Source organism: Panacagrimonas perspica (assembly GCF_004364935.1).
In the GTDB taxonomy this organism is placed as follows: domain Bacteria; phylum Pseudomonadota; class Gammaproteobacteria; order Nevskiales; family Nevskiaceae; genus Panacagrimonas; species Panacagrimonas perspica.
The window spans coordinates 1140931-1161907 of record NZ_SOBT01000009.1; the positions used below are offsets into that span (position 1 = coordinate 1140931).

At 66.0% G+C, this 20977-nt stretch carries 19 protein-coding genes and 1 pseudogene; 18 read left to right on the forward strand and 2 right to left on the reverse strand.

Annotated elements, in window-relative coordinates; genetic code table 11:
- Positions 1 to 13 precede the first annotated feature (13 nt).
- On the forward strand, positions 14 to 2713 hold the full coding sequence (locus DFR24_RS16630) for a LuxR C-terminal-related transcriptional regulator (protein ID WP_210772515.1): 2700 nt from the start codon (positions 14 to 16) through the stop codon (positions 2711 to 2713).
- A gap of 109 nt (positions 2714 to 2822) precedes the next feature.
- On the opposite strand, the gene paaX is transcribed toward DFR24_RS16630, so the two are convergent.
- Positions 2823 to 3761 (reverse strand): phenylacetic acid degradation operon negative regulatory protein PaaX, encoded by a 939-nt coding sequence (gene paaX, locus DFR24_RS16635; RefSeq protein WP_133882498.1) that lies wholly within the window; start codon positions 3759 to 3761, stop codon positions 2823 to 2825.
- A gap of 140 nt (positions 3762 to 3901) precedes the next feature.
- Between paaX and paaA the strand changes: the two genes are divergently transcribed.
- The 12 genes from paaA to pcaF all read left to right on the forward strand — a co-directional run bounded on the left by paaA (position 3902) and on the right by pcaF (position 15764).
- Positions 3902 to 4891, forward strand: coding sequence for a 1,2-phenylacetyl-CoA epoxidase subunit PaaA (paaA, locus tag DFR24_RS16640; protein ID WP_133882499.1), 990 nt, complete (start codon positions 3902 to 3904; stop codon positions 4889 to 4891).
- 10 nt (positions 4892 to 4901) lie between these two features.
- Entirely contained in the window at positions 4902 to 5186 is a 285-nt protein-coding gene (gene paaB, locus DFR24_RS16645; RefSeq protein ID WP_133882500.1) for a 1,2-phenylacetyl-CoA epoxidase subunit PaaB, read from the forward strand.
- An 11-nt stretch (positions 5187 to 5197) separates the two neighbouring features.
- On the forward strand, positions 5198 to 5959 hold the full coding sequence (paaC, locus tag DFR24_RS16650; RefSeq protein WP_133882501.1) for a 1,2-phenylacetyl-CoA epoxidase subunit PaaC: 762 nt from the start codon (positions 5198 to 5200) through the stop codon (positions 5957 to 5959).
- 7 nt (positions 5960 to 5966) lie between these two features.
- A complete protein-coding gene (paaD, locus tag DFR24_RS16655) occupies positions 5967 to 6509 on the forward strand; it encodes a 1,2-phenylacetyl-CoA epoxidase subunit PaaD (protein ID WP_133882502.1) in 543 nt (180 codons plus the stop codon).
- 11 nt (positions 6510 to 6520) lie between these two features.
- Positions 6521 to 7597 (forward strand): 1,2-phenylacetyl-CoA epoxidase subunit PaaE, encoded by a 1077-nt coding sequence (gene paaE / locus DFR24_RS16660; protein WP_133882503.1) that lies wholly within the window; start codon positions 6521 to 6523, stop codon positions 7595 to 7597.
- Positions 7598 to 7741: 144 nt separating this feature from the next.
- Positions 7742 to 9775: a phenylacetic acid degradation bifunctional protein PaaZ gene (paaZ, locus tag DFR24_RS16665; RefSeq protein WP_133882504.1), complete on the forward strand. Its 2034-nt coding sequence runs from the start codon at positions 7742 to 7744 to the stop codon at positions 9773 to 9775.
- A gap of 38 nt (positions 9776 to 9813) precedes the next feature.
- Positions 9814 to 10608 (forward strand): 2-(1,2-epoxy-1,2-dihydrophenyl)acetyl-CoA isomerase PaaG, encoded by a 795-nt coding sequence (gene paaG / locus DFR24_RS16670; RefSeq protein ID WP_133882505.1) that lies wholly within the window; start codon positions 9814 to 9816, stop codon positions 10606 to 10608.
- 30 nt (positions 10609 to 10638) lie between these two features.
- Positions 10639 to 11109: an acyl-CoA thioesterase gene (locus DFR24_RS16675; RefSeq protein WP_133882506.1), complete on the forward strand. Its 471-nt coding sequence runs from the start codon at positions 10639 to 10641 to the stop codon at positions 11107 to 11109.
- A 31-nt stretch (positions 11110 to 11140) separates the two neighbouring features.
- Entirely contained in the window at positions 11141 to 11611 is a 471-nt protein-coding gene (gene paaI / locus DFR24_RS16680; protein WP_133882507.1) for a hydroxyphenylacetyl-CoA thioesterase PaaI, read from the forward strand.
- 120 nt (positions 11612 to 11731) lie between these two features.
- Entirely contained in the window at positions 11732 to 13048 is a 1317-nt protein-coding gene (locus DFR24_RS16685; protein ID WP_133882508.1) for an OmpP1/FadL family transporter, read from the forward strand.
- A gap of 138 nt (positions 13049 to 13186) precedes the next feature.
- Positions 13187 to 14506, forward strand: a complete 1320-nt coding sequence (gene paaK, locus DFR24_RS16690; RefSeq protein WP_133882509.1) for a phenylacetate--CoA ligase PaaK — start codon at positions 13187 to 13189, stop codon at positions 14504 to 14506.
- 52 nt (positions 14507 to 14558) lie between these two features.
- Complete coding sequence (pcaF, locus tag DFR24_RS16695) at positions 14559 to 15764, forward strand: 3-oxoadipyl-CoA thiolase (protein ID WP_133882510.1); 1206 nt, start codon at positions 14559 to 14561, stop codon at positions 15762 to 15764.
- A gap of 92 nt (positions 15765 to 15856) precedes the next feature.
- Here the strand turns inward: pcaF and DFR24_RS16700 are convergent, their stop codons facing one another.
- A complete protein-coding gene (locus DFR24_RS16700; protein ID WP_133882511.1) occupies positions 15857 to 16744 on the reverse strand; it encodes a LysR family transcriptional regulator in 888 nt (295 codons plus the stop codon).
- Between the two features lie 124 nt (positions 16745 to 16868).
- Here DFR24_RS16700 and styA point away from each other — a divergent pair, with 124 nt between their 5' ends.
- From styA to DFR24_RS16725, 5 genes and pseudogenes are all read left to right on the forward strand, one after another.
- Positions 16869 to 18155: a styrene monooxygenase subunit StyA gene (gene styA, locus DFR24_RS16705; protein ID WP_133882512.1), complete on the forward strand. Its 1287-nt coding sequence runs from the start codon at positions 16869 to 16871 to the stop codon at positions 18153 to 18155.
- The gene (styB, locus tag DFR24_RS16710; RefSeq protein WP_246051681.1) at positions 18152 to 18715 is read left to right on the forward strand and encodes a styrene monooxygenase NADH-dependent flavin reductase subunit StyB; all 564 of its coding nucleotides are present in this window, start codon (positions 18152 to 18154) and stop codon (positions 18713 to 18715) included. The genes styA and styB overlap by 4 nt, the downstream gene beginning before the upstream one ends.
- A 60-nt stretch (positions 18716 to 18775) precedes the next feature.
- Positions 18776 to 19261 (forward strand): styrene-oxide isomerase StyC, encoded by a 486-nt coding sequence (gene styC, locus DFR24_RS16715; RefSeq protein ID WP_133882513.1) that lies wholly within the window; start codon positions 18776 to 18778, stop codon positions 19259 to 19261.
- A gap of 123 nt (positions 19262 to 19384) precedes the next feature.
- Positions 19385 to 20380 (forward strand): helix-turn-helix domain-containing protein, encoded by a 996-nt coding sequence (locus tag DFR24_RS16720; RefSeq protein ID WP_133882514.1) that lies wholly within the window; start codon positions 19385 to 19387, stop codon positions 20378 to 20380.
- A 331-nt stretch (positions 20381 to 20711) separates the two neighbouring features.
- A pseudogene (locus tag DFR24_RS16725) lies at positions 20712 to 20977 on the forward strand (efflux RND transporter permease subunit); the annotation flags it as partial.

Below are 20977 nucleotides of genomic sequence, written 5' to 3' on the forward strand. Positions count from 1 at the left end.
AAGCTGGGGTCTCGTGAGCGGATTCGAGGCCGGTGCGGTGACGCAGGAAAAGTCCCGTGTGCTGTGGGCGGAGCGCCGCAACCTGCCGGCCGGGTTTGCCACGCTCGCACGAGCCGTGGTCGCCGTCAGTGCGCCCGCCGGTTACGGCAAGTCCACGCTGCTCGATCGATGGCGGCGCGACGTGGCCCAGGGCGGAGCCGAGGTCGTCTCGCTGGTCGTGGACGCGGATGATCTCGACGGCGATCGCCTGACGCTGGACCTGCTGCGTGCGTTCGCGCCCGCCGATGCCAAGCGCTCGCAGATGCTGCTCGGTGGCGTCGGCGATCATGGTCGGCGCGCGATCATCATGGCCCTGCTCGCGGAGCTGGCCGCGCGCACCGTGCGCACGGTCCTGTTCATCGATGACCTGCACTGGCTGGGCGAGACGGCAGCCGACTCGATCCTGCGACTGCTGATCGCCCACCAGCCCGAGTCGCTTGCGCTGGTGCTCAGCGGACGGACCAGCCTGACCGGGTACGTCAGCGAGGCTTTGCTCGAAGGCCGGCTGCATCGCTACGGGCCGCCGCAGCTCGCGTTCGACCAGGCCGAGGTCACGCGCCTGCTGGGGCAGCACGGCATGGACGCGCGCGCACCGGTACCCAAGGCGCTGGTGGAGGGTCTGCTCGAACGCACGCAAGGCTGGCCCGCGGTGCTGCGACTGATCGCGATCACGTTGCAGGACGGCGAGGGGCGGCCGGACGATCTGCTGCAGAACCTGCTCGAGCGGCGCCAGGAAGTCACCGAGTATCTCGGCAAGGTGCTGTTGTCGCGTCTGCCCGAGCGCACCGGGCGCTTCCTGCTCGGCGTGGCCTTGCTGCGCCGCTTCGATGCGGCGCTCGCGGCGGCGGCGACCGGCATGGAGGACGCGGCGGCACTGATCGAGGATCTCGATCGGCGCGCGGTGCCTTTGTCCGCCAGTGGCGATGCCGGGCTGCCGTACGCCCTGCATCCGCTGGTCCGCGAATTCCTGCTGGTGCGGCTGCGGCGCGACGATCCGGCCCTGATGCGCACGCTGGCGGATCGCGCGTCGCGCTGGCTCACGACGCACCAGCGCATCGACGCCGCCATCGACCTGAGCCTGGATGCCGGCGACACCGCCGGTGCGGTCGCGCTGATCGATGGTTTCTCGCGTTCGGCTGCGCGCCACCTCGGACGTCACGCCACGTTCCTTTACTGGTGCAACAAGCTGCCGCGCGACGAGCTGATCCATTTCCCGCGCATCCAGGTGATCCGCGTGTGGTCGCTCAACGTCATCCGGCGCTACGCCGAGGCCGACCAGATCCTGGCCGACCTGGAACTCGCGGTAGAGCAGGCGCCGCAGGACGAGCGTGACGGCGTGCGGGCGCTGGTGGATCTCGAGCAATGCGTCCAGCTCGTGTTGCGTGATCAGTGGATCCATCTCGCGCCGCGCGTGCGCAGCTGGCTGGCGCGCTGGCCGCAGGCCGATGCGCTGCAGCGCGGCATGGCGTACACGATGATGGGCTGCGGCGAGATCGCATCGAGCGAGTTCGAGAGCGCGCTCGACAACCTGCAGGCCGGGCACCAGTTGTTCGAAGAGGTCGGCGCGCACTACGTGCAGGCCTGGGCCGGCATGTGGTCGGCGTCGGTCATGACCAAGCAGGGGCACTATCGCCAGGCGCTGCGCCGCTGCGACGAGGTGGTGGCGCATGTCGCTGCGCGGCTGGGCGGACAGACCCCCGCCGAGATCATGGTGCATGGCCTGCGCGGACTGCTGCTCTACGAACTCAATCGTCTCGACGAAGCGGGTGTTGCGCTCGAACATGGCCTGACCGCGCTGATCGAGCAGAGCTCGGTGGACTCGCTGATCATGGGAACGGTGGCACTGGCGCGTCTGCAGAACGCGCGGCACATGCATCTGGACGCACTGGAGACTCTGGCCGAAGGCGAGGCGCTGGGCTGGTCGCACGATCTTCCGCGCCTTGCGATCGCACTGGCCACCGAGCGCATCGACCTGCTGCTGCGCCAGAACGAGCCGGTGCAGGCGGCCGAACTCTGGCGTGCGCTCAAGCGGACCGTGCAGCGGCGCAGTTCCGCCGCCTGCGATCGCGCGCTGGGCGACAAGGCCTCGCGCATCGATGCGCGCCTGGCGCTGCTGGGCGGTGCCTTCGGACCGGCTGCCGAACTCGTCGAGCCCGCGCTCGCACAAGCCGTGCGCACCGGGCAGAAGCGCAAGCAGGTCGAACTGCTGATTCTCCAGGCGCTGGCCGCGCAGGGCGCGCGCGACATGCCGCTCGCGCTCGGTCGCATCCGGCGCGCGCTGGAGATCGCGATGTCGGAAGGCTACGTGCGCGTGTTCGCCGACGAGGGCGAGCCGCTGCGGGTGCTGCTCGTCGAGATGCTCGAGACACAGGACGCGCAGGACCGGCGCGCGGCGATGCGGGAATACGTGCGGATCCTGATCGCGGCGCTGACCCCGGAGGAGACGCCCGATGCCGGCCTATCTTCAGCCCACGCGGCGGCGGATCTGACCCGTCGCGAGCTCAAGATCCTGGCCAAGCTGCAGTCGAGCCTGTCGAACCGTGAGCTGGCCGATGCCTTGTTCATCACCGAAGGCACGCTCAAATGGCACCTCAAGAACATCTACAGCAAGCTCGGGGTTCCCAGCCGGATCGCCGCGATCACGGAAGGTCGATCGAAGGGATTGATCCGCTGACAGTAGCCCGGACGAAGTCCGGGGTTCCCCTCGCAATACGAAGCGCAACCCCGGCTCTTTCGCTTCGCGAAATTCAACGTCCGGCCTACGAAGACGAACGATCGCGTCTTCAGGCGAGCCCGCCGAAACGCTGCTGCACCGGCGAGCGCAGCACCGAACTTCCGACGAGCATCTTCGGCGCTTCGGTGACCGACGCGAGGTGCGCCCGCGCCGGTCGATACGTGAGCTGGTAGATGTCGCGGCAGAGCTGATAGGCCTGATACCCGATCCAGTCCGACGGCAGCATCGACACCGGCAGGCGCGGGTCGTGCAACGTGGCGCGACGGAAGGAATGGATCAGCAGCGTCTGCACGACGAAGGCCTGCTCGTCGGACAGCTCGGTCAGCCGCAGGCGCGTCAGCAGCGGCTGGAAGCGCGCGATGAACTGCCGGTAGCGATTCCCGATGTCGGTGAAATCCCAGCAGCGCGACACCAGCGTGGCCGTCGGTTCCGGCGTGAACTCCTCCAGCGACTGCGCACGCAGCACGATCGCGCGGTCGGCCAGGCGCAGCTCGTCGAGCACGCGCTTCAGGATCTCCAGGTTCGCCGAGGGATGCAGCAGCAGGCCGGGTGTCGGCGAGGCGAAGCCTTCCCACTCCAGTTCGCGGCGCAGCTCGAGCCGCTCCGGCGGACTGTCGCCATTGCGAGGCAGCAGCACCAAGGTCCAGTTGCCGTCCCATTCGATCTGCGGCGGCGTGTAGATGCGGCTGTAGGCGATCTCGAACCGGCGCGATCCCGACTCGGTGAGCATGTAGTGGCTGCGACGTCCGTCGCGGCGCGCGGTCAGCCATTTCTCTTCGATCAGGCGGAAGGCGCTGGTTCGCACGAGGCGCTCGTTGACGCCCAGCGGCTCCATGAGCTGGATCAGTTCGCTGAGCCACAGGCCGGGCGAATGCGGCGCGATGGAATCACCGAAGACCGACACGATCAGTGATTTCGAACGCGGCTCCTCTTCCTTGAGGTAGCTCTTGATCCAGTCGGCGAGGCTCGGGATCTTCGCGGCGGGCATGCAGGCAACGGCGGTCGGGGACGGCGAAATGCTAGCAGGGGAAACGCCGATGTATTACGGGCTTCTTGTTTGATACAGAAAATGTGTTGACAACATAGATAACGTATCGGATTATGCGTGCAAGTCGGCAGGAGACGCGCATGTACGCCCAGATGGTGGACACCGGTACCCGCGTTGCGGGCAACGAACTCGACGCGGCCGAGGTGCGGTTCCAGAAACGCATCGACGACGGCATTCGCGTCGAGCCGCAGGACTGGATGCCCGATCGCTATCGCAAGACGCTGATCCGCCAGATCAGCCAGCACGCGCATTCGGAGATCGTCGGCCAGTTGCCCGAAGGCAACTGGATCACGCGCGCGCCGTCGCTCAAGCGCAAGGCAATTCTGCTGGCCAAGGTGCAGGACGAGGCCGGTCACGGCCTTTATCTGTACAGCGCGGCCGAGACGCTCGGCATCTCGCGCGACCAGATGGTCGACGACCTGCACTCGGGCAAGGCCAAGTACTCGTCGATCTTCAACTACCCCACGCTGACCTGGGCCGACGTCGGCGCCATCGGCTGGCTGGTGGACGGCTCGGCGATCATGAATCAGATCCCGCTGTGCCGATGCTCCTACGGCCCGTACTCGCGCGCGATGATCCGCGTGTGCAAGGAAGAGGCGTTCCACATGCGCCAGGGCTACGACATGCTGATGTCGCTTTGCCGCGGCACGCCGGAGCAGAAGCAGATGGCGCAGGACGCGCTCAATCGCTGGTGGTGGCCGAGCCTGATGATGTTCGGGCCACCGGACGCGGACTCCGTGCACAGCGAGCAGTCCAAGCAGTGGAAGATCAAGCTGTTCACCAACGACGAGCTGCGGCAGAAGATGGTCGACCAGACCGTGCCGCAGGCCGAGTACCTCGGCCTCACGATTCCCGACGCCGACCTGAAGTGGAACGCCGAGCGCGGCCACTACGACTACGGCGCCATCGACTGGGAAGAGTTCTACAACGTCGTCAAGGGCAACGGCCCGTGCAATCGCGAGCGCATCGCCACGCGCAAGAAAGCCTGGGATGACGGCGAATGGTTCCGCGAGGCGCTGGTGGCGCACGCGGACAAGAAATCGAAATCCAAGCTGCAGGCAGCCGCTTAAGGAGACCGCCGTGAAATCCGAATGGGCACTTTGGGAAATCTTCATCCGCAGCCAGCACGGCCTGGCGCATCGCCATGTCGGCAGCCTGCACGCGCCGGACGCCGAGATGGCGATCAACAACGCTCGTGACGTCTACACGCGCCGCAACGAGGGCGTGAGCATCTGGGTCGTGAAGTCCATCGACATCGCCGCGAGCAGCCCGGACGACAAGGCGCCGTTGTTCGATCCTGCCAACAGCAAGGTGTATCGCCACCCGACGTTCTTCCCGATGCCGGAAGAAGTGAAGGGACTCTGAGCGCCCTCGACATGTCGAACAAGAACGACACGTACGCCTACCTGCTGCGCCTGGGCGACAACGCGCTGGTGCTGAGCCAGCGCCTCGGCGAGTGGTGCGGCAAGGGTCCGGCGCTCGAAGAGGACATGGCGCTGACCAACGTCGCCCTCGACCTGCTCGGCCAGGCGCGACTGTGGCTGAGCTATGCCGCAGAACTCGCGGGCGACGGTGCCGACGAGGATTCGCTGGCCTATCTGCGCGACGCTGATCAGTTCCGCAACGTGCTGCTGCTCGAGCAGCCCAACGGCAACTACGCCGATACCGTGGTGCGCCAGTTCTTCTTCGACGCCTGGCACGCGCTGGCCTTGCAGCAGTTGCGCGTCTCGCAGGATCCGCGCATCGCCGAGATCGCCGACAAGGCGCTCAAGGAAGTGAACTACCACCTGCGCCGCAGCAGCGATCTCGTCGTGCGCCTCGGCGACGGCACAGAGATCAGCCGCAACAGGATGCAAGCCGCCGTCGACCATCTCTGGCCGTACAGCGGCGAGATGTTCGATGCCGATGGCGTGGACCTCGCCGCGGCTGCCGCAGGATATGGCTTCGATCCCTCCGGTCTTCGCACCGAGTGGCTGGCGTACGTGCGCGAAGTCCTCGAGGAAGGAACGCTGAAGCTGCCGTCGCCCGAGGCCTGGATGCAGAAGGGCGGCAAGCAGGGACGTCACACCGAGCACCTGAGCCGCATGCTCAGCGAGATGCAGATCCTGCAGCGCAGTCATCCCGGCGCGACCTGGTAGCCCGGCGATGAGCGCGCTGTCCGCCCGTGCGTCGATCGACACCATCTGGTCCTGGCTGCGCCAGGTGCCGGATCCCGAGATCCCGGTGATCTCGGTCGTCGACCTCGGCATCGTGCGCGACGTGCGCTGGGACGGACAGGACGCGGACGCCGACGTGGTGATCACCGTCACGCCGACGTACTCCGGCTGTCCCGCCACCGAGGTCATCGCTGCCTCGATCCGCGATCGTCTCGCCGAGGAAGGCATAGGGCACGCGCGCGTCGAGACGCGCCTGTCGCCGGCCTGGACCACCGACTGGATCGGGCCCGAGGCCAAGGAGAAGCTGCGCGGCTACGGCATCGCGCCGCCGGCCTGCGCTGCCGGTGAGCACGTCATCGACATCAGCCGCCTGACGCGCCGCTCCGCGATGAAGCCCGCGCCGCTGATCGCCTGCCCGCGCTGCGGCTCGACGCACACGCAAGTGCTCAGCCCATTCGGATCGACGCCGTGCAAGTCGCTGCATCGCTGCCACGCCTGCCACGAGACGTTCGACTACTTCAAGCCGCACTGAGTGTTCCGACCATGACCCGATTCCACGAACTGCGCGTCGCGCAGGTGCGGCCCGAGACGCGAGACGCGATGGTCGTCACGTTCGAAGCACCGGCGGCCGACGCGGATTCCTTCCGTTACCTCGCCGGACAGCACCTGACGCTCAAAGCCCAGATCGCTGGCGAAGAAGTGCGGCGCTCGTACTCGATCTGCGCCTCCGCGCAGGAGCAGTCGCTGCGCGTGGCGATCAAGCGCATCGACGACGGCCTGTTCTCGTCGTGGGCGGCGGATCATCTGAAGCCCGGCAGCCGCATCGAGGTGATGGAGCCATCCGGTCACTTCAACGTGCCGCTGGAGCCGTCCGCGGCACGACACCACGTCGCCTTCGCGTCTGGCAGCGGCATCACGCCGATCCTGTCGCTGGTCAAGACCACGCTCGCGGCGGAGCCGAAGAGCCGCTTCACGCTGATCTACGGCAACCGCGCGTCCGGCAGCGTGATCTTCAAGGAAGAACTCGCCGACCTGAAGGATCGTTATCTGTCCCGCTTCAACCTGGTGTTCATCCTCAGCCGCGAGCAGCAGGACGTCGACCTGTTCAACGGCCGCATCGACGCCGACAAATGCGACGCGTTGCTCAAGAGCTGGATCGACCCGGCCGGCATCGACGTGGCCTACATCTGCGGGCCGCAGTCGATGATGGAACAGGTGTCGGAACGACTGATGGCCAAGGGCCTGGCGAAGAACCAGATCAAGATGGAACTGTTCGCCGCCGCGATGCCCAAGGGTCCGCGCCCGGAGCGCGCCGTGAAGATCAAGGGCGCGGAGGGCTGCAAGGTCACCGTGATCCAGAACGGCCTGACGCGCGAATTCCGCATGGAGAAGAACAAGTCGACCGTGCTCGACGCCGCGCTCGAGCAGGGCCTCGAGCTGCCGTACTCGTGCAAGGGCGGCGTCTGCGGAACCTGCCGCTGCAAGCTGGTGAAGGGCGAGGTCGACATGGACGCCAACTATTCGCTCGAAGACTACGAACTGGCGCGCGGCTTCGTGCTGAGCTGCCAGAGCTTTCCCGTCACCGATGAGCTGCTGGTCGATCTCGACCAGGAGACCTGAAGAAAGAGTCATTTACCGCAAAGGCGCAAAGGGAAAAGAAAGGTCGCAAAGGATTTTTCATGAAAGCTTTTCTCTGCGTCCTCTCTTTTCCCTTTGCGCCTTTGCGGTGAATAGTTTCAATCACCGAAATTACGGACGACACCGATGAAAAAACTCGAAAGCTATGCGAGCGGCGGCTGGAAAGCCGGCGAAGGCGGAGACACGCAGCTGAACGCCCTCAACGGCGAGCCGGTGGCACAGGTTTCATCGAAGGGTCTGGACTTCAAGGCCATGCTCGAGCACGGTCGCAAGGTCGGTAGCCCGGCGCTGCGCAAGCTCACGTTCCACGAGCGCGCGATGAAGCTCAAGGCGCTGGCGACCTACCTGTCCGAGCACAAGGAGACGTTCTACAAGCTCTCCGCGGCCACGGGTGCCAGCAAGGTCGATTCGATGATCGACATCGATGGCGGCTTCGGCACGCTGTTCGCCTACGCCGGCAAGGGCCGTCGCGAACTGCCGAACTCGACGTTCATCGTCGACGGCGCGCCCGAAGTCATGAGCAAGACCGGCAGCTTCGTCGGCCAGCACGTGATGACGCCGCTCAAGGGCGTGGCCGTGCACATCAACGCCTTCAACTTCCCCGTGTGGGGCATGCTCGAAAAGCTGTCGGTGAACCTGCTCGCCGGCGTGCCCGCGATCGTGAAGCCAGCGAGCCAGACCGCGTACCTGACGGAGCTGGTGTTCCGTCACATGGTCGAATCGAAGATCTTCCCGGAGGGCTCGTTCCAGCTGATCTGCGGCAGCGTCGGCGATCTGTTCGAACACCTCACCGGCCAGGACGTCGTCACGTTCACCGGCTCGGCCTCCACCGGCCACAAGCTGCGCACGCATCCCGCCATCGTGCGCAATTCGGTGCGCTTCACGATGGAAGCCGATTCGCTGAACTGCTCGATCCTGGGCCCCGACGCGGTCGCGGGCACGCCGGAGTTCGATCTGTACGTGAAGGAAGTCGTCCGCGAGATGACGACCAAGTGCGGGCAGAAGTGCACGGCGATCCGCCGCGCCTTCGTGCCGCGCGCGCAGCTCGCGGCCGTCGTCGATGCCATCAAGGCGCGCCTGGCGAAAGTCGTCGTCGGCGATCCTTCGCAGGAAGGCGTGACGATGGGTGCGCTCGCCAGCACCGGCCAGCGCGACGAGGTCCGCAAGGCGGTCGCGCAGTTGCGCGGTTCGGCCGAACTGGTCTTCGGCGATCCGGAATCGGTGAAGGTCGTCGGCGGCGACGCCGTCAAGGGCGCCTTCCTGTCGCCGTTGCTGCTGCTGTGCGACAAGCCGAGGGATTCAAAGGTGGTGCACGAGGTCGAGGCCTTTGGTCCCGTGTCCACCGTGATGCCGTACGACTCGGTCGACGACGCCATCGAACTCGCCGCGCGCGGCGAAGGCAGCCTGGTGGCCTCGGTCTTCACCTACGACAACGGCTTTGCGCGCGACGTGGTGATGGGCGCGGGCAGCTACCACGGCCGCATGCTGATCGTGAATCGCGATTGCGCGAAGGAGTCGACCGGCCATGGCTCGCCGATGCCGGTGCTGATCCACGGCGGTCCGGGTCGCGCCGGCGGTGGCGAGGAAATGGGCGGCATCCGTGGCGTCATGCATTACCTGCAGCGCACGGCGCTGCAGGGATCGCCGGCCACGCTGACGGCGATCACCGGACAGTGGATCGCCGGCACGCCGCGCGTAGAGGGCATCCATCCGTTCCGCAAGAACCTCGACGAACTGCAGCTCGGCGACACGATCAAGGCCGGTCCGAAGACGATCACGCTCGAGGACATCGAGCACTTCGCGGAATTCACCGGCGACACGTTCTACGCGCACATGGACGAGAAGGCCGCGGCGGCCAATCCGTTCTTCGGCGGTCGCGTCGCGCACGGCTACTACATCCTGTCGGTCGCGGCCGGCTTGTTCGTGCAGCCGGACCCCGGCCCGGTGCTGGCGAACTACGGCCTCGACAATCTTCGCTTCGTGACGCCAGCCAAGCCGGGCGACCAGCTCAGCGTCACGCTCACCGCCAAGGGCAAGAACCCGCGCATCACCGAAAATTACGGCGAAGTGCGATGGGATACCGTCATCACCAACCAGGACGGCAAGATCGTGGCGACGTATGACGTGCTCACGATGGTTGAGAAGGCGCCTAAGAGCTAAGGTTTTTGCGGTAAATGAGTCCGAATCCGGGAGATCCCATGAGCTACGAAAACATCCTGTTCGAAAACGCCAACGGCATCGCGCGCATCACGCTGAACCGTCCGGATCGGCTCAACAGCTTCACGGTCGCGATGCACACCGAACTGCGCGACGCACTCGCCAAGGTTCGCGCTGAACCGGGCACACGCGTGCTGCTGCTCACCGGCGCCGGCCGCGGCTTCTGCGCGGGCCAGGATCTGGCGGATCGCGGCGCCGTGGCCAGCGGTGACAAGCCGGTGGATCTGGGCGAGACGGTCGAGACCTGGTGGGCGCCGCTGGTGATGAACCTGCGCACGCTGCCGATGCCGGTGGTCTGTGCCGTGAACGGCGTGGCCGCAGGCGCGGGCGCCAACGTCGCGCTGGCGGCGGACCTGGTGCTGGCGACGAAATCCGCGAGCTTCATCCAGTCCTTCTGCAAGCTCGGCCTGATCCCGGATACCGGCGGCACGTGGATCCTGCCGCGACTGCTCGGCACCGCGCGCGCGATGGGCCTGGCGATGCTCGGCGACAAGCTCAGCGCCGACCAGGCTGCGGAGTGGGGACTGATCTGGAAGTCGATCGAGGACGCGAAGTTCAAGGACGAGGTCGAGGCACTCGTCGCGCAGCTCGCGCAGGCGCCGACCAAGGGCTTGGCGCGCACCAAGGAGCTGATCCTCGGTAGCGGTCCGCTCGGGCTCGAAGAAGCGCTCAAGCGCGAGGCGGCCACGATGCGGGAACTCGGCTTCGGCGCGGACTACCTCGAGGGCGTCGCCGCCTTCAAGGAAAAGCGCACGCCGACCTTCACGGGTCGATAATCGGCGCTCGATCCGCCACCGACGCCAGCCATGAGCCCGCCCGAAAAACGCCTCACGATGAACGTGCTGATGACGGCGGACATGGCGAACTTCGGTGGCAACGTGCACGGCGGCAAGATCCTGTCGCTGCTCGACAGCGTCGCGTACGCCTGCGCCTCGCGCTGGAGCAAGCGCTACGTCGTGACCCTGTCGGTCGACCAGATGTTCTTCAAGGAGCCGATCCACGTCGGTGACCTGGTGACGTTCAAGTCGTGCATCAATTACACCGGTCGCACATCGATGGAAGTGGGCATCCGCGTCGAAGCGGAGAACATCCGCAGCGGCGAGCGCCGGCACACCAACACCTGCTACTTCACGATGGTCGCGCTCGACGACGACCGCAAGCCGGTCGACGTCCCGGCGCTGGTGCTGGAATCCGACGAGGATCGCGAGCGGCACGCCGCAGCGCTGCATCGCATCGATGAACGCAAGGCGCACGCGCGCCGCGTGCGCAAGACCTGAACACGAACAACCATTCCAAGAACATTGCCCGATGAGCCAGGACATTCCTCGAGGAACCGATGCGGAAGGCGACCTCGCGCGCCGCTGCGGCGAGTCGATGTACGCCAACGATCATGCTTCGCAAGGGCTGGGCATCCGGATCGAAGCGATCGGGCCGGGCTTCGCACGGATGAGCATGCGCGTGCGGCGCGACATGCTGAACGGTTACGGCACCTGTCACGGCGGTTTCCTGTTCACGCTTGCCGACAGCGCTTTTGCATTCGCGTGCAACAGCCGCAACGACGCGACGGTCGCCGCCGGTTGCAGCATCGAGTTCCTGCGCCCGGGACGCGAGGGTGAGCTGCTGGTGGCGACTGCGCAGGAGCGCGTGCTCTCGGGTCGCACCGGCATCTACGACGCAGCGGTGGTCAACGAAAGCGGCGAGACCATCGCCGTGTTCCGCGGCAGATCCGCACGCATCAAGGGAGAGGTCATTGCGGGGGCTCACGTGCCAGAGGCCTGAGCCTGATATGGGGGCTGACCCTCTGCCTCGTTCCGGAGCGGGGCCGACTTGTAAAATTCAGGGACAAGCGTGGCCAACACGCGCGCGCAGCCAACCGGCTGTGCATCCCAGGGGACTTTGATGAGCCGTTTCAAGCTGTGCGTGACACTCGCCGCGAGCCTGCTCGGCTCGGCCTTGCTCCTATCGCCCGCGGCGCAGGCTGGAGGTGGTTACTTCGTGCTGGGCTACGGCCCCTATGCCGGGCAGGTGGCGGGCACCTCGACCGCGGTGGGTTTCGATACCTTCTTCGGCGCGTCCAACCCCGCCAAGCTCTCGGCGGTCGGTGACCGTGTCGACCTGGGCGTGCTGCTGTTCGCGCCGTACCGTCGCGCCACGCGCAGCGGTTCGGGCACCGACTACGATTTCAGCTCGAAGAGCCGCAACGATTTCTTCGTGATTCCGGACGGCGGCTACGCCAGCAAGATCAACGAGAACTGGGCCTGGGGCGTCACGGTCTACGCCAACGGCGGTCTCAACACGGAGTACCACGAGACGACCGGTGTCGCCGGCTCCAATCTGAATCCCGCACTGTGCGGCGACCGGCCCGGCAATTTCCTGGGCGGCTGTGGCGAAGTGGGGTTCGATCTCACGCAGCTCATCATCGCGCCGACGCTGTCGTACCGGGTCGATGCGGTTCACAGCTTCGGCATCTCGCCGCTGCTCGCCTACCAGCAGCTGCGCGTGTACGGCCTGCAGGCCTTCGCGCCGCTGTCGCGTTTCCCGGACGACGTCACGAACAACGGCTACGAGAAGGCGTTCGGCGCCGGCGTGCGCGTCGGCTGGCTCGGCCAGGTCCGGCCCTGGCTCGACCTGGGTGCGGCCTACTCGACGCGCGTCTACATGGAAGACTTCGACGAGTACCGCGGCTTGTTCGCCGGCGGCAATTTCGACATCCCTGCCATGTTCAGCCTGGGCCTGGCGCTCAAGGACGAGAACCTGACCCTGGCCGTTGATCTGCAGCGCATCTACTTCGGCTCGATCCCGGCACTGGGCAACGGCGTGCTCGACACCTTGACCGACCCGCAGGGCAAGCCGCTGGGAAGCAAGAACGGCAGCGGTTTCAACTGGCGCAACCAGACCAACTACCGCGTGGGCCTGACCTGGCACACGACGCCCCGGCTCGATCTGCGCGCCGGGTTCGCCTATGGGCGCAAGACGCAGGCCGATGATTCCGCCGACACCGGCGGGTTCAGCGCGCTCGCGCCCAACCCGGCGCTCAACATGACCGCGGGCTTCTCGTATCGCTGGACCCAGGCCACCGAACTGCATGCCTCCTACGGCCGCTACATGCGCGGCTCGTACCGCGGCGACTCGGTGCCGGGCATCTTCCCGGGCGGCACGGATGGCGTGGAGCCGCACGTGGACACCATCTACCTGGGCTGGTCACGACGCTGGTGAACGTCGCGGGCTGACCCGGCCCGCGCCTCCTGGCTCATCGTCACCCTCCCGATTTGCACGCTCGGTCGACCGAGGTGCACCACGCGCCATGCTCGCGTCGGGCGTATGGGAAAGAGTACGAAGACCAAGGAGGAAGCCATGTCTACCCGCCATCCACCGCGCGCGGCCGCGCTGGAACCCATCGAGCGCGCGAGCCGGGACGAGCTCGTGTCCCTGCAGCTCGAGCGGCTCAAGTGGTCGCTGCATCACGCGTACACCAACGTCGCGCATTTCCGCGCCGCGTTCGATGCCGTTGGGGCGAAGCCCGGAGATCTGAAATCGCTTTCGGATCTGGCGAAGTTCCCCTTCATGACGAAGAAGGATCTTCGCGACAACTATCCGTTCAATCTCTTCGCCGTGCCGCGCGAGCAGGTCGTGCGCGTGCACGCGTCGAGCGGCACCACCGGAAAGCCGACCGTCGTCGGCTACACGAAGAACGACATCGACACCTGGGCCAACGTCGTCGCGCGCAGCATCCGTGCGGCGGGCGCCGCGCCCGGTGACATCCTGCACGTGGCCTATGGCTACGGCCTGTTCACCGGCGGCCTGGGCGCGCACTACGGCGCGGAGCGCCTCGGATGCACGGTGATTCCGATGTCGGGCGGGCAGACCGAGAAGCAGGTCCAGCTGATCCAGGACTTCCGTCCCGACATCATCATGGTCACGCCCTCGTACATGCTCAACATCATCGAGGAGTTCGAGCGCCAGGGGCTCGACCCCGCGAAGTCGAGCCTGCGCGTCGGCATCTTCGGCGCCGAGCCCTGGACCAACGCGATGCGCCAGGAGATCGAGCAGCGCGCCAACATCGACGCGGTCGACATCTACGGCCTGTCCGAAGTGATGGGGCCGGGTGTCGCCAGCGAGTGCGTCGAGACCAAGGACGGCCCGGTGATCTGGGAAGACCACTTCTATCCCGAGATCATCGATCCGGTGACGGGCGAGGTGCTGCCCGACGGTCAGGAGGGCGAACTGGTCTTCACGTCGCTGACCAAGGAAGCGCTGCCGGTCATCCGCTATCGCACGCGCGACCTCACGCGGCTGCTGCCGCCGACGGCGCGCTCGATGCGCCGCATCGGCAAGATCACCGGCCGCTCGGACGACATGCTGATCATCCGCGGCGTCAACGTGTTCCCGACGCAGATCGAGGAACTGCTGCTCAGGATTCCCGAGCTCGCACCGCACTACCTGATCGAGGTCAGCAAGGACGGCAATCTCGACGCGGTGTCGGTGTCGGTCGAACTGCACGTGCAGGCCGCGGACTGCGGCGCCGACAAGCAGGCCGAGGTCTCGCGCAGCTTGCAGCACCTCGTGAAGACCTACGTCGGCATCAGCGTGAAGGTGCTGGTCAACAAGCCCGAATCGCTGGAACGCTCGGCGGGCAAGGCCCGCCGCGTCATCGACAAGCGTCCCAAGCACTAACCCAGGGACACGGGCCGCACGCGGCCCGCTCCCGTCGCGAACACTGGAAACCATGAAACAAGCATTGATCTGCGGCGCCGTCCGCACGCCCTTCGGCCGTTATGGCGGCTCGCTGGCCAACGTCCGCGCCGACGACCTCGCAGCGCTGCCGATCGCGGAACTGATCCGGCGCAATCCGGGTGTGGACTGGGCCGCCGTCGACGACGTCATCTACGGCTGCGCCAACCAGGCCGGCGAAGACAACCGCAACGTCGCGCGCATGGCGGCGCTGCTCGCGGGGCTTTCGCAGGAAGTGCCGGGCGTGACCTTGAACCGCCTGTGCGGATCGAGCCTCGATGCCATCGGCATGGCGGCGCGAACGATCAAGGCGGGCGAGGGCGAGCTGATCCTCGCGGGCGGCGTCGAGAGCATGACGCGCGCCCCATTCGTGATGGGCAAGGCGGACTCGGCGTTCTCGCGCACGGCGAAGATCGAGGACACGACCATCGGATGGCGTTTCGTCAATTCCATCCTGAAGTCGCGCTACGGAATCGATTCGATGCCGGAGACGGCGGAGAACGTCGCCGAGCAGTTCAAGGTTTCGCGTGCGGACCAGGATGCGTTCGCGCTGCGCAGCCAGCAGCGCTGGGCGAAGTCGAACGACGCGGGTTTCTTCGAACGCGAGATCGTGCCGGTGGCACTGCCCCAGAAGAAAGGCGATCCGAAGATGTTTCGCACCGACGAGCACCCGCGCGCCGACACGACGATCGAGATGCTCGCCAAGCTCAAGGGCATCGTGAAGGAAGGCGGCACCGTGACCGCGGGCAATGCGTCCGGCGTCAACGATGGCGCGGCGGCAGTGCTGCTCGCGTCCGAGACCGCTGCGGCACGCTACAACCTCAAGCCACGCGCACGCGTGCTGGCCACGACGACGATCGGCCTCGAGCCGCGCATCATGGGGTTCGGTCCGGCCCTCGCGACGCGCCGCGTGCTCGACCTCGCGGGACTCAAGCTCAAGCAGATGGACGTCATCGAACTCAACGAGGCGTTCGCCGCGCAGGGCCTCGCGGTGACGCGCGACCTGGGCCTGGCCGACGACGCGGAGCACGTGAACCCGAACGGCGGCGCCATCGCCATCGGCCATCCGCTCGGTGCCTCGGGCGGCCGCCTGGTGATCACCGCGATCAACCAGCTCGAGCGCGCGCAGGGTCGCTACGCGCTGTGCACGATGTGCATCGGCGTGGGCCAGGGCATCGCGATGGTGATCGAGCGGGTTTGAGGAATCGATGGCGCACCCGTAGCCCGGGCGAAGCCCGGGGTTCCCCTCGAATACGGAACGCAACCCCGGACTTCGTCCGGGCTACTGTGGCGTCACCGCCGCTGGCGGTGCGTCTCCAGGATGTAGTCGATGAAGCTGCGCGCGCGTTGCGACAGGAAGCGCGTCTGCGGATAGACGAAGTTCACCGGCTGCGGAATCGGATAGAACTCCGGCATCAGCCAGGTGACGCGGCCGGACGTGATCTCGTCGGCGATCACCCAGTCCGGCACCAGCGCGATGCCCTGGTGCGCACAGACCAGTTCGAACATCGCCTGCGGATCGTTGACGCGTACCGGCCCGCTGACCTCGACGGCGTGGCGTCCGCTTTCCGATTCGAACTCCCAGCGCGTCCAGCGCGTGCCGCCGCCGTACAGCACGCACGCGTGGTTCGACAGGTCGAGCGGCGTATCCGGCGTCCCCTGTTTCGAAAGGTATTCGGGTGAGGCCACCAGGATCTGGTCGACGACGCCGATCGGGCGCGCCATCAGCGTGCTCGGCGCCAGGTTGCCGATGCGCACGCCCAGCTCCAGTCCCTCCTCGACCAGGTCGAGCACCTGGTCGGTGAGCTGGATGTCCAGGCTCACCTGCGGGAAGCGTTCGAGGAAGCCCGGCAGCAGCGGAATGATCCGGCGCTTGGCGTAGGAGCTCGGCAGCGTGATGCGCAGCGTGCCGCTGGCGACGGCCTTGCGTCCGCTCGCCGACCTGAGCGCGTCCATCGCATCCAGCAACTGGCGAACGTGCTCGTAGAGTTGCAGCGCTTCGGAGGTGGGCTGAAGGCGGCGCGTCGTGCGGGCGAAAAGCTGGACGCCGAGGCTGTTTTCGAGCGCCGCGATCTGCTTGCTGACCGCGGATTGCGAGGTCCCCATCTCACGCGCCACCGCCGAGAAACTCCCGGCCTCGAAGCTGCGTACAAAGGCGGTGTAGGACTGGAGGGCGTCCACGTAGATCTAGTCCGATATGGAATAGGTCTTAGTCTATATGGCCGCTTTCGGACGAGACGACAGCGCGCGAGTATTCGATACACAAAGCGGGCCGTACATTCTAAAAGTGAGGAGTATCGACGCGATGAGCAAGAAAATCGGAATCGTCGGCGCGGGCACCGCCGGCCTGCATCTGGGCCTGTATCTGCGGCAGCACGGCGTCGACGTCACGATCTTCACGGACCGCAAGCCCGAGGAATATCGCGGCATGCGCCTGCTCAACACCGTGGCGCACCACGCGGTCACGGTGGATCGCGAGAACGCGCTCGGCGTGAACCACTGGCCGAACGACGGCTATGTCGGTCACCACTACTTCATCAACGTTCCCCCGCAGCCGCTGCGCTTTTACGGCGACCTGCATGCGCCCAGCCGCGCGGTCGACTACCGCATCTACCAGCCGCGCCTGATGGAAGACTTCGAGGCCCGCGGCGGCAACATCGAGTACCGCGAGATCAAGGGCGACGAAGTCTCCGCGCTCAGCGCGAAGTTCGACGTCATGGTCGTGTGCACGGGCAAGGGCCCGTTCGGCCAGATGTTCCAGCACGAGCCGGCGCACTCGCCGTTCGATCGTCCGCAGCGCGCGCTGTGCGTGGGCCTGTTCAAGGGCATCGCCCAGCGCACGCCCAAGCGTGCGGTCACGATGTACTTCTCGCCGGGCGCCGGCGAGATGATCGAAATCCCGACGCTGACGTTCAACGGCATGCAGAACGCGCTGGTGATCGAGAACATCATCGGCGGCGATCTCGAGATCCTGGCCAAGACCAAGTACGACGAGAATCCGCGCGCGTTCCTCGACCTGCTGCTCGGCAAGCTGCGCAAGCACTATCCGGACTGCGCCGATCGTATCGACGAGAAGGAATTCGATCTCGCCAACGGTCCGCTGGACCTGCTGCAGGGCGGCGTGACGCCGACGGTGCGCAAGTCGCACGTCAAGCTCGACGGCGGCAAGCTCGCCATCGCACTCGGCGATGTGCAGGCGGTCGTCGATCCGGTGCTCGGGCAGGGCGCGAACATGGCCTCGTACGCGGCGATCATCCTCGGTGAGGAAATCGTGAAGCAGGAGGTGTACGACGAGCGCTTCGTCGAGCACGTCAACATGCGCCGCCAGGATCGCGTGCTCGGTGCGACGCGCTGGACCAACTTCATGATGACCAACCTCAAGGCCATGCCGGTGGAGCTGCAGCAGTTCATCGGTGCGCTCAGCCAGAACCGCGCGCTGGCCGACGAGTTCACCGACAACTTCAACTATCCCGAGCGGCAGTGGGATTGCTTCGCCAGCATCGAACGCATGAAGGCCTGGCTGGAGCGTCGCCGCCCGCCCGCGGGTTGCGCCGAGGCCGTCAACGAATCACTGGTGGCAGACGCTGCATGATCGTCAGCCCCGCTCGGCAGGTGGGCCAGAATCCTGGGCAGGAGCAGGACTGGCTCGAGAGCCTGGACTTCATGGGAGTGCGGGACGCATCGATCGACCCGATGAGCTTCCGCAAGTCGGTGTCGCTGTTCGCCACCGGCATCGTCGTGCTCACCTGCGAGGACGACGACGGCAACGTGCACGGCGCCACCGTCAACAGCTTCACGTCGGTGAGCCTCGAGCCGCCGACCGTGCTGGTGTCGCTCAAGCCCGGCAAAGCGAACCGTTTCATCTCGCGTGCGGGCCGCTACGGCGCGTGCATCCTCAACGAGGAGCAGCAGGAATTCTCGGCGCATTTCGCCGGCAAGCCGCAGGAAACGCTGAAGCCGGACTTCCTGGTGCGTGATCGGATTCCGACGCTGCGCCACTGCCTGGCGTGGTTCGAATGCGCGGTGATCCAGAAGGTGCAGGTGCATGACCACACGCTGTTCGTGGCCGAAGTCACGGCCTGCGGCAACGAGGATGGCTCGCCGCTGATGTTCTACGGGAGCCGGTATCACCGTCCCGTCGTCAAGGTTTGACCCACGGCCGGTGAACCGGCCGGGGCGCGGTACGACTACTAGAGAAGAGAGGAGGAACGAATGCGCAGCAACCTGCAACGCAAGATGTCGGCCCACGGCATCTTGATGATCTTCTGCACCCTGCTGTTCGGTGTGGGGCTGTGGATGCATCTGGTCGGCGGTTTCGAAATCGTCCCGGGATACATCGTGCACTTCAACGTGCCGGGAACGCCCGAAGGATGGGCACGCGCGCATTCGGGTCCGGCGCTCAACGGCATGATGGTCATCGCCGTCGCGTTCGTGCTGCCGCTGCTCGATTTCTCCGAGAAGGCGATGACGCGTCTGGGCTACATCATCGTGCTCGACGGCTGGGCCAACATCGGCTTCTATTTCTTCGGCAACTTCACGCCGAATCGTGGCCTGAGCTTCGGCGACAACAAGTACGGAGCGGGCGACATCTTCAGCACGCTCGCGCTCGGACCTGCGTATCTGTTCGGCGGCCTCGCGCTGGTCGCGCTCTTCATCATCGGTATGCGCGCCTTCAAGATCGCAAAGCAGCAGCAATAGCGGTCGCAAGAAAGACCGCCCGGGAATAATCACCAACAGGGCGGGCTCATCGAAACCCGATGGCGTGCGGAGCCCTGCAGGGGGACGTGCGTCCGCAAGACGAAGCCTGCGAGGAGCATCACGATGCAAGTGGCCAGTCCGGCAAGCCCCGCAGCGGGCGCGAGCACCGCGTCCCTATCGCTGCAACCGCTGTTGTCCGAGCAGGTCCGCGGCTTCGGGCCCTGGAAGGATTTCGTCCACGATCATTTTCCGTGGCTCGAGCACGCCAATCACAGCGACGGTGAATTCAACGCCGAAGTCAGCGCCTACCGCTTCGGTGACGGTGCACTGACGACCATCAGCGCCGGCGCCAGCGAGGTGATCCGCACGCGACATCTGGCCGAGGCTTCGGAAGCAGGCTTCATCAAGCTGGTGTGGCAGATGTCCGGAAGCCTGCAGCTCGAGCAGGACAAGCGTCAGTGCCTGATCGAACCGGGGCAGGCCGCCGTCTGCGACACCGCGCGTCCGTATCGCATCCGGCTTTCGGAGCGGGCGCACTTCGCGGTGCTGATGCTGCCGCACGCGGCCTGTCCGGGCTGGGAGCACATCAGCCAGAAGATCTGCGGCGCCAGCATGGGCGAGACCTCGACGATGCGCGCAGCGCTCGGTGCGCTGATGGCGGTGACGAGCATTCCTGCGGAAGAACAATCCGGCAGCGCCACGGTGATCCAGGCCGTCCAATGGATGCTGTCGGCGTCGCTGCATCGGTCCGCCAGCGACCTGGGCGCCAGCACCTTGCAGAACCCGCGGCTCAACAAGGCGCAGCGACACATCCTGGATCACATCGCCGATCCGGACCTGGACGCCAACGGCCTGGCCGAGGCCCTGTGCATGTCGCGCCGCTCGCTGTACATGCTGTTCAAGGAATGCCGGCTGACGCCGGCCAAGATGATTCACGACATCCGTCTCGAGCGGAGCCTGCAGGTGCTCGGCGATCTGCGCCAGCAGCACCGGAAGATCACCGACATCGCGTTCGATCACGGTTTCAGCGACTACGCGACGTTCAGTCGCCTGTTCAAGGCGCAGTACGGCATGACGCCCAGCGAGTATCGACTGAAGGCACGCGCTCCGAAGAGCTGACGACGATCTGCGCAGCGTCTCGCCGGCAGCGCTGCCCCGACATCTCGCGATCCGATTGCACCTTTCGCGCATCGAAGTGCACGGAGCATCAAGCGGGGGATGCCCCAGTCTCGAAAATCACGATGCGACGAATGACGTGTGCGAGAGGAGTCCGCCCGCGTTCGCCGCGCGGCAAGGGCGGCGCGGTCTGCGGACCGCCGGGACCCGATCAGGGAAAGAGACAACCGCGCCGACAGTGGACGCGGGCCGTACCGAACGACGAGACCCGGGGCCGGCGACAACGTTTGTCGTCGCGCGCCATCGGGACAAGAACCGAATTCCAGAGCACTGAATGAATACGCTCCGTTTCCGAATCGCCCGCTGGGTCGTCGCGCACCGCGCATCCGTCGGCATCTTCTTCATCCTGGTCACGCTCGCGTTTGCGGCGGGGATGCCGCGTCTCGACATTCGCACGATCTTTGCGGACCTGCTGCCGTCGGACGATCCGTTCGTGCAGACGTATCGGGATCATCCGAACTTCGGCAATCCGCTGACCGTGACGATCATGGTCAAGCGCACCGACGGCAAGAAGATCTACAACCAGGACACCTTGCAGAA

Coding starts and splice junctions, on each gene's coding strand:
- paaD (WP_133882502.1), top strand. CDS start 5,967: ATGAGCGCGCTGTCCGCCCGTGCGTCGATCGACACCATCTGGTCCTGG.
- pcaF (WP_133882510.1), top strand. CDS start 14,559: ATGAAACAAGCATTGATCTGCGGCGCCGTCCGCACGCCCTTCGGCCGT.
- styB (WP_246051681.1), top strand. CDS start 18,152: ATGATCGTCAGCCCCGCTCGGCAGGTGGGCCAGAATCCTGGGCAGGAG.
- DFR24_RS16720 (WP_133882514.1), top strand. CDS start 19,385: ATGCAAGTGGCCAGTCCGGCAAGCCCCGCAGCGGGCGCGAGCACCGCG.
- paaG (WP_133882505.1), top strand. CDS start 9,814: ATGAGCTACGAAAACATCCTGTTCGAAAACGCCAACGGCATCGCGCGC.
- styC (WP_133882513.1), top strand. CDS start 18,776: ATGCGCAGCAACCTGCAACGCAAGATGTCGGCCCACGGCATCTTGATG.
- paaA (WP_133882499.1), top strand. CDS start 3,902: ATGTACGCCCAGATGGTGGACACCGGTACCCGCGTTGCGGGCAACGAA.
- paaK (WP_133882509.1), top strand. CDS start 13,187: ATGTCTACCCGCCATCCACCGCGCGCGGCCGCGCTGGAACCCATCGAG.
- paaE (WP_133882503.1), top strand. CDS start 6,521: ATGACCCGATTCCACGAACTGCGCGTCGCGCAGGTGCGGCCCGAGACG.
- paaZ (WP_133882504.1), top strand. CDS start 7,742: ATGAAAAAACTCGAAAGCTATGCGAGCGGCGGCTGGAAAGCCGGCGAA.
- styA (WP_133882512.1), top strand. CDS start 16,869: ATGAGCAAGAAAATCGGAATCGTCGGCGCGGGCACCGCCGGCCTGCAT.
- paaI (WP_133882507.1), top strand. CDS start 11,141: ATGAGCCAGGACATTCCTCGAGGAACCGATGCGGAAGGCGACCTCGCG.
- DFR24_RS16675 (WP_133882506.1), top strand. CDS start 10,639: ATGAGCCCGCCCGAAAAACGCCTCACGATGAACGTGCTGATGACGGCG.
- DFR24_RS16685 (WP_133882508.1), top strand. CDS start 11,732: ATGAGCCGTTTCAAGCTGTGCGTGACACTCGCCGCGAGCCTGCTCGGC.
- paaX (WP_133882498.1), bottom strand. CDS start 3,761: ATGCCCGCCGCGAAGATCCCGAGCCTCGCCGACTGGATCAAGAGCTAC.
- paaC (WP_133882501.1), top strand. CDS start 5,198: ATGTCGAACAAGAACGACACGTACGCCTACCTGCTGCGCCTGGGCGAC.